The organism is Synechococcus sp. H55.2, assembly GCF_047462495.1.
GTDB lineage: Bacteria > Cyanobacteriota > Cyanobacteriia > Thermostichales > Thermostichaceae > Thermostichus.
In genome coordinates this window covers 1-6,476 of record NZ_JANSJH010000097.1, presented here as the reverse complement: position 1 = coordinate 6,476, position 6,476 = coordinate 1, and the positions used below count along the sequence as shown (strand labels likewise).

General features: G+C 60.1%; 5 protein-coding genes and 1 pseudogene. All 6 read right to left on the bottom strand.

The genetic code is table 11. The features are described from left to right. Window positions 1-47: 47 nt before the first annotated feature. Window positions 48-689, bottom strand: a complete 642-nt coding sequence (locus tag NW844_RS10730; RefSeq protein ID WP_414335542.1) for a Uma2 family endonuclease — start codon at window positions 687-689, stop codon at window positions 48-50. Continuing rightward, window positions 689-1,081 carry a hypothetical protein gene (locus NW844_RS10725; protein ID WP_414335540.1) on the bottom strand — a complete coding sequence of 131 codons (393 nt, stop codon included), beginning with the start codon at window positions 1,079-1,081 and terminating at the stop codon, window positions 689-691. Before NW844_RS10725 ends, NW844_RS10730 begins: the two co-directional genes overlap by 1 nt. A 13-nt stretch (window positions 1,082-1,094) precedes the next feature. Continuing rightward, window positions 1,095-1,865: a type III-B CRISPR module RAMP protein Cmr4 gene (gene cmr4, locus NW844_RS10720; protein ID WP_414335538.1), complete on the bottom strand. Its 771-nt coding sequence runs from the start codon at window positions 1,863-1,865 to the stop codon at window positions 1,095-1,097. A gap of 44 nt (window positions 1,866-1,909) precedes the next feature. Further along, complete coding sequence (locus NW844_RS10715; protein WP_414335536.1) at window positions 1,910-3,034, bottom strand: type III-B CRISPR module-associated protein Cmr3; 1,125 nt, start codon at window positions 3,032-3,034, stop codon at window positions 1,910-1,912. After that, entirely contained in the window at window positions 3,031-6,021 is a 2,991-nt protein-coding gene (gene cas10 / locus NW844_RS10710) for a type III-B CRISPR-associated protein Cas10/Cmr2 (RefSeq protein ID WP_414335534.1), read from the bottom strand. The genes NW844_RS10715 and cas10 overlap by 4 nt, the downstream gene beginning before the upstream one ends. Before the next feature lie 248 nt (window positions 6,022-6,269). Continuing rightward, window positions 6,270-6,476 (bottom strand): annotated as a pseudogene (locus tag NW844_RS10705) (TIGR02221 family CRISPR-associated protein); the annotation flags it as partial.

The window sequence follows — 6,476 nt, the reverse complement described above, 5'->3', positions numbered from 1 at the left end:
AGGGCGATGACCGGTCATGGGATCTTCTCCAAAAGCGGGAAACAGGGTTAGGAATTGCCAAGGGTTTGGCGAAATTCACGCAACATGGTGCTGGTACCAATTTCTAGGGCGCGTCGAATGAGTTGAGGTACAAGATTGGGGATGTCGAAGTCTGGAAAAAGCCGGCTGCGGCTTGATTCTACGTAGTCTTCTCCCTGCAGGATAAAGATCCGCAAACTTCGCTCACCCAAGATCCAAACTTCCGGCACGCCGATGGCTCTATAGGCCTCAATAAAAGTTCGGGAAGTAACGTCGGACTCGATGGCCAGATCAGGTGGGGGCAACTGATCGACATCGATCCTGCCCTCGCAACCTCGCACCAACTCCAGGTGATTGACATAGAAGCAGGTGTCGGGCTCCACTCCAGCCCTGCCTGACTTTTTAAGGGTTGTTGAGCCAAAGTCTTCCCAATCCCTACCCTGAGAATCGAGAATGGCTGAGACAATATACCCGGCAATGCGATGAAGGCGCTCGTGTTTGGATAAGGGAGACATGATCTCAAAAGTGCCATCGTAGTAGGCAATGCGAGTGTGGCGATCTTCGCCCAGCTCCTCCAGAATGCTCTCGCAGTCTTGCCAGGTAAGAGAATGAATAACCACTCGGCTGCCTTCTTGCAGGGAAATCGCTTGCAGGGGGATCGCGACGCCCATTACTCCCCTCCTTTAATGTCGTGGTAGATGGCCATGGCCCAAAAGCCAAACTCCTGAGCCAAAGCCAGCCCTAACCCTGTTAAACCTAGATACTCTTCGACTCCCAGTCCCATAAGACGATCCAGACCATTGGAGTTAGCAATTCCCTTCTGACCAGAAATCTCTTCCAGGCAATTAAAGAACTCCTTGACCACTTGCTTTTTGCCGTCTTGGCCGAGGGCATCTTCTTCTGCCTTAAGGCGCAGCAGGCCCCAGGTGGAAAGGTAGGTGTAGAGTTCCACAGCCTGGTTTTTCTGCTCCTTAAGCTTTTCTTGGTCTCTGGTTTGAGCCCTTAACTGGCGAAGGGATTCGTAAACAGGCTTGGCCAACGTGCGGGGATCAAAAGTTTCCATAAAACCTCCTCAACTAGTTCCAAGACAACTCGACAAAGCCCCGACCTAGGCTCTCCTGACCGCCAATTTGCAGAAGCTGGTTATCCTGCAGAAGCTTCCGGAATTGCTCTACTGCTTTTTGGGAACTGCCATTGGCTTGGGCTGTTACCCCCCAGGTAAAGTACATCAAGCTATCGGGGGGAATGGCCTCTTCGTAGCGAAAGCCGCCTTCTACAACTTTGTGCTCGCTGAGCTTAACTTTTACCTGCCGCCACAGGCTCATTTGAATAAGGGTGGCACAGTGCTGATCCGGCAAGACGATGACGCGGGTGATGCTGGAAGACTTGACAAAGTCTTGCCAGTTGGCCCACTTTTTCAGGCCATTTTTCAGGATGGCATCCTTGAGGTAGAGGGGCCGGTTTGTCTCTAAGTTGGTGCTATAGGGATCCGGCACCTGCAACTGCTGGCCACTTAGCCGCAGCCAGCGCTTGAGCAAGAGGGGGCAGCTCATCCAGACTACGCCGTGGCTGAGGGAAGCCACCGGCACCCACAACAGGGATCCATCCCCAATCCAAATGGAGCCTTGGGTAAGCTGATCCCCCTCCCCAATTTCGTTGCCAAAGAGCTCAAACTTTAACTCTTTCTCAGCCATACTGGCCCGCAATTTGCCGCGGATGGTGCTGGAAGGAATGTAGGGCAAGTTGGTGTGGGCTTCGCGGGCAATGCCCAAGAGGTTGCCTTCTTGGGTGGTGCCGCCGGTGTGCAGGGGGGTTAACAGGGTGAGATAGACCAGGTGAAAAGTCATCGAAAAAACACTCCTTATCGACAAAGAACAGGGCTGCAAAAGCATCAGTTAACCCAAGGCAGCCAGAGCAACTCGCTGTAGCCCAACAGCCGCCAGCGGTGGAAGACGTTGAGCCGGCCATCTTCCAGCTCCGGCTCGTCCTGCCCAAGGGGAGCCGGCTGCTCCAGGTAGTAGACGCTGCCGGGCGGAGCGGCAAACACTTGCGGAGCCGGTAAGCTGGTCTTGCGCGGCTCTGTTAGGGAATCCACCTGCAGGCGGCCGCTGATGGGAACCGGCTTGCCGGTGGCCACGCTTACCAGAGGGCCGGTGAGGGAGTGGGCAGGGTGGGGGGTGGCCAAGCGCCATTCCCAGGGCCAGGCGCGGCAGAGGGAGCGCCCATCCACCTTCTTGATGAACACTCCAGGCGTAACCAGGTAGGCCAAGGCCCGCCGGGTTTGCCGGAAGGTCTCTTGGGAGAGCTCCTGCAGCGCTTGCCACTGCTTGCCCAGCTTTGGGCAAGGGCCCAGGAGAGCGCCGTGGCCTTCTCCCCCCAGCCGCACCACCTCTTCTTGCTCCAGGGGCAAGGGATCCCAGGTTTCGCGCTCGGGATCCCAGCACTCGATGGAGAAAGCCAGGCTCCAGCCGGGCTGCAGGCGGATGCAGGTTTCCACAAAGTAGCCATCGGCTTCTCGCACCTGACGTTTGCCTGCCTGCAGGGTGTTGTGGGGCCGCACCTCTGCCACCCAGGGGGGCGGAACGGCTTGAGCCAGATCCCAGCCCTTGCCCTGCAGCGCTTTTTGCACCGCCTGAAAGGGCAGGTAGCCGGCGGCCTTTTGCTTGGGGCTTGGCCGTTCCTCCTCCGGAGCTGCTGCTACCAAAGGGGCGGGCCGAGTGGGATCCCAACGGTAGCCGCTGTAGGAATGCTCCTCTTCCAGCCAGGGGATGGGCACCAGCGGGGATCCCTGGTCAAGGTGCAGGGGGCTGGGGAAGTAAAGCTGCTCATCCCAGCAGAGGAAGGGGCCGCGCAGGCGCAGGGTTGTCGGCTGGCCCAGGTGGGCCAGGATGGCTCCGGCCAGGGTGTGGCCGCTGGGCGGAAAGCCGCTGGTGGCCCAGGCCCGCTCCCCCGGCGCAAAGGGCCTGGCATCGCGAAACATCCACACATCCAAAGGCGATAGCGTGAACCAACTCATCGACCGTTCCTCCCCAATTTCACGGTGCGGTTGCGCAGCACAAAGGCCGCTAGCTTAAACCAGTTTTTGATGGCCAGATCCCAGGCTGCCGGCTGGGCGGGCAGGCTGTGCTGCCAAAAGTGCTGGATAAACTCGATTAGCTTGGCCTGGAAGCGATCCCTCTGCTCGCTTTCGCCGCCAAAGAGATCCCGGCGGCTACAGAACAAGCGGGCCCAATCGGGCACAGCTTCCAAGCTGGGGGCGGGGTGCTGCTCCCAGAGCTGGGCAGCCTGCTCAAACAGCGAGCTTTGATCCTGCTGTTGGCCCAGCAACTTCCAGTCAAAATCCAGCAGGTCTTTCCACTTGTCGAAGGTGTCGAACTTGCTGGTGCCCACCAGTTGGTTGCCGTTGGCAAACAGTACCCGCACCTGGACGCTGTCCTTGGGGCTGCCATGGGCATAGGCCTGCCCTTTGGCGTCTTTTTCCGCCTCCCAGAGATTTTCCAGGGCAATGGCCAAGGGCACCGAGTGGTGGGCAATCACCACGCCAAAGCTAATACTGGCCAGGGATCCCAGGGTAAAAAGAGGGCGGCGGCTGAGGCCAGGCGGCAACTGCGCCTTTTGCCACTGCCAGTAGTCCCCTTCGTTGGCGAACTCCCGCCAGTCGTCTTCGCCGCCGCGGAAACACTGGCGGATGTCCCAGAGCCAGCCATCCCACTCCCAGAGGTTGGTGTAGGCCAAAACGTCGTCTCCCCCGGCGTAGATGAGCCTGCCGGCGTAGCGCTGCTCGGTGAGGTAGGGCACCAACTGGCCGGAAAAATCCAACAGGGCGCGGCTGAGGGCACTGTGGGTGGCCGGGCCCATGCGCTTGCGGCTGTTTTTGACAAATTCGCCGAAGGCGTCCTTGACCTGGTCGAGCTCCTCGGAGTTGATGACCTGGCCAATGGTGTCCTTCTGTTTATCGGCTAGGCGCTGCAGCGGCTGGGGCAGGTAGTCGTAGTAGGGTCGCATCTTCTCCCCCCTCAGCCACTGGCCCATGTCGTCGCCGTCGCCGGCGGCCAGCACGTACCAACTGGCGGGGTTGATGCTGGGGTAGTAGCGGCTGAGGGTGGCTTCTATCTCCTGGCGGCAGCGCTTCTGGGTTGCTGCGTCTGCTTCCAGGTCTTCCACCAGCCAGCCGGCGTTGAGCAGCCGCGGGTGGTAGCGTAGGTTCTGCTGGTCGGCCCACGGGATCCCCCACTTGCCGCGCATCTCCCGCACCACTTCCCGAATGCCGGGGTGGATGGCCTCAACGGCCCGGCAGGCTTGCTCCAAGTGCTCCTGCTCCCGTCGCCCGTGGGTTTTCAGGTAGCCGGCCACACCGGCGGTGAGATCGGGGTAGGAAGCGGCAATCTTGTCTTCATCGAGGTTGGGAAAGAGCTCCGGCAACACCTTGTCCAGGGCCCGCTTGACGGTTTCGGTGGCGTTGAGCTGCTCGCGGCCATCGAAAAGCCCCGCCTGCCGCTGCCAAAGCCGCCGGCTCTCCCCTTCGCCAATCCAGCGATCCCTGGGGGAAGGGTGAACCACCGGCCCCAGGCCGGAGACGGTGCTGCGCGGTCCAAAGGCCACCGGCAGTTGCCAATCGCGGGCCTGTTTGCAGGCAGCCTGCAGCCGGCGCGTCGCCTCCACCGCCGCCGCCCACCAGGAGCCGACGTTCAGCCCCGGCTTGTACTGGCGGCGCTGCTGCTTTTGGGGATCCCAGAAGCTGATCCGCAGGAACTTCAGCTCCGCGTCGGCAAAAAGCTGCCGCTCTCCTGTTAGGTGGTAGGTGCGGTTTTGGGCGCTGACCCAGGGATCCCGTTCGACCGGCTCCTGGGACTTGAGGATGGCGGTGTCTTTGAGCCTTTGCTGGGGGGATCCCAGGGGTGCCGCTGCCCAGTAGAGCTGCCACTGGTGCTCCAGCCATCCCTCCCAGGTGGGATCCTCCGGGCGCAACTGCACCAGCCAGCGGCGCTCCAGTTGCAGGTGCTCCAGCGCTCTTTCGGCCAGGTGGCGCCATTCTTCTTTGAGGGTCTGCTGGGCCAACTGCATGGCCGCCTCCACCCGCTCTTCCGGCAACAGCAAGAGGATCACGTTGGGGAAGCCGGCGGTGAGCAGGGCGTGGGCAGAAGGTTGAGGGATCCACTCGGCAAATTTGGGGTACTTCTCCAGCAGCCAGGCATCGATCAACGGCTGGCCGTAGAGACTGGGGTAGAGCAGGCAGTCGGGGCCGTATTTCTCCGCTAGGCGCCAGCAAAGCCGTGCCGAGAGGTAGTGCAACAGCCAGGATCCGGCCCAGAAATCCCGCATCTTGCGGCTGGCTTTAATCAGCTCCTGGATGGGGTTGAAGGTGAAGCTGGCCAAAAAGGGCCGCGTGAACTTGGGCTCGTCGTAGCCGGCCAAACAGCCCGCCAGGGCCGCCACGACACTGGTGTGGCTCCACAGGGATCCATCCGGCAGCCGCGTTTCCGCCGGCAAAAGCAGGAGGTTCTCATCGCCCAACTTGCGAACCAACGCCTGGGGAAAACAGCGCCAGAACCACCAGAACACCTTCTGGATATCCTCCTCTTCTTGCCGGATCCAATCGGGAATCACCTTTTTCTCTAGCTGCATCAGGTGCTCGGCGCGGGAGCCGGCTTGCTGCAGGGCCCGGTGTTCCTCTTCGGGCAGTTGCCAAAAGCGCTTGCGCCCCGAAAGCAGATGGCTCATCTCTAGGCCCGGCCCCAGGCTGTGGCCGCGATCGGCTACCTGGTAGTCGATGGCAACCGGCAGGTGGCCAATGGCAGCCCGATCGCTGGCGGCGGCAACCAGATCCGCATCGCCAACGCTTGCTAGGAGGGATCCCTCTGCCTTGGGCGAGATCCACCCTTGCATCGCCGCTAAGTTTGGCCACAGCCCTTCCTTAGCGCGGCCAGAGGCGTTGTGGAGGGCCTTGAGGGCAGGATCATGCAGCAAACCCCAGAGCTTCGCTTGCCAGTAGTGATGAGACATGGTGTTTTCGCAGGAGAAATGGGAGAGTTAAGAACTGAACGCGCAAGAGACAAAAAAGTAAACAAAACCCCAGCAGCCACCCGATACCTGGCTGCAGAAGCTACAAAACAAAATCCACCGATCCCGACCAGCCCTCAGGTTTCTTTAGTATTTCTCCAGCTCAGTAGGACTTGTACAAGCTAAGCCCCTGCCAACTGTTTGACCGAGCTTGAAAACTCAGAACCTGAGGGTGGGCCGATGTCTGTAGCCTACTGAGAACTGGAAGGATCCCCTTCCAATTCCCCTTTTGTCCGGGTCAATTCGGGAAACAGCGCTTCCAGTTTGGGCAGCAGATCCTGCAAGACGAAGCTCTCCAGCTTTTCGCTGGATAGGGGTTGGCGATTCATCTGCACATGGGCCACGTCGTTGCGGTACTGGCTAAGGCGAGACCAAAGATCAGCAAGCTGCTGGACATC

Excerpts from the sequence above, each read along its gene's own strand:
- cas10 (WP_414335534.1), bottom strand. The coding sequence starts at position 6,021 with ATGTCTCATCACTACTGGCAAGCGAAGCTCTGGGGTTTGCTGCATGAT.
- NW844_RS10730 (WP_414335542.1), bottom strand. The coding sequence starts at position 689 with ATGGGCGTCGCGATCCCCCTGCAAGCGATTTCCCTGCAAGAAGGCAGC.
- NW844_RS10715 (WP_414335536.1), bottom strand. The coding sequence starts at position 3,034 with ATGAGTTGGTTCACGCTATCGCCTTTGGATGTGTGGATGTTTCGCGAT.
- NW844_RS10725 (WP_414335540.1), bottom strand. The coding sequence starts at position 1,081 with ATGGAAACTTTTGATCCCCGCACGTTGGCCAAGCCTGTTTACGAATCC.
- cmr4 (WP_414335538.1), bottom strand. The coding sequence starts at position 1,865 with ATGACTTTTCACCTGGTCTATCTCACCCTGTTAACCCCCCTGCACACC.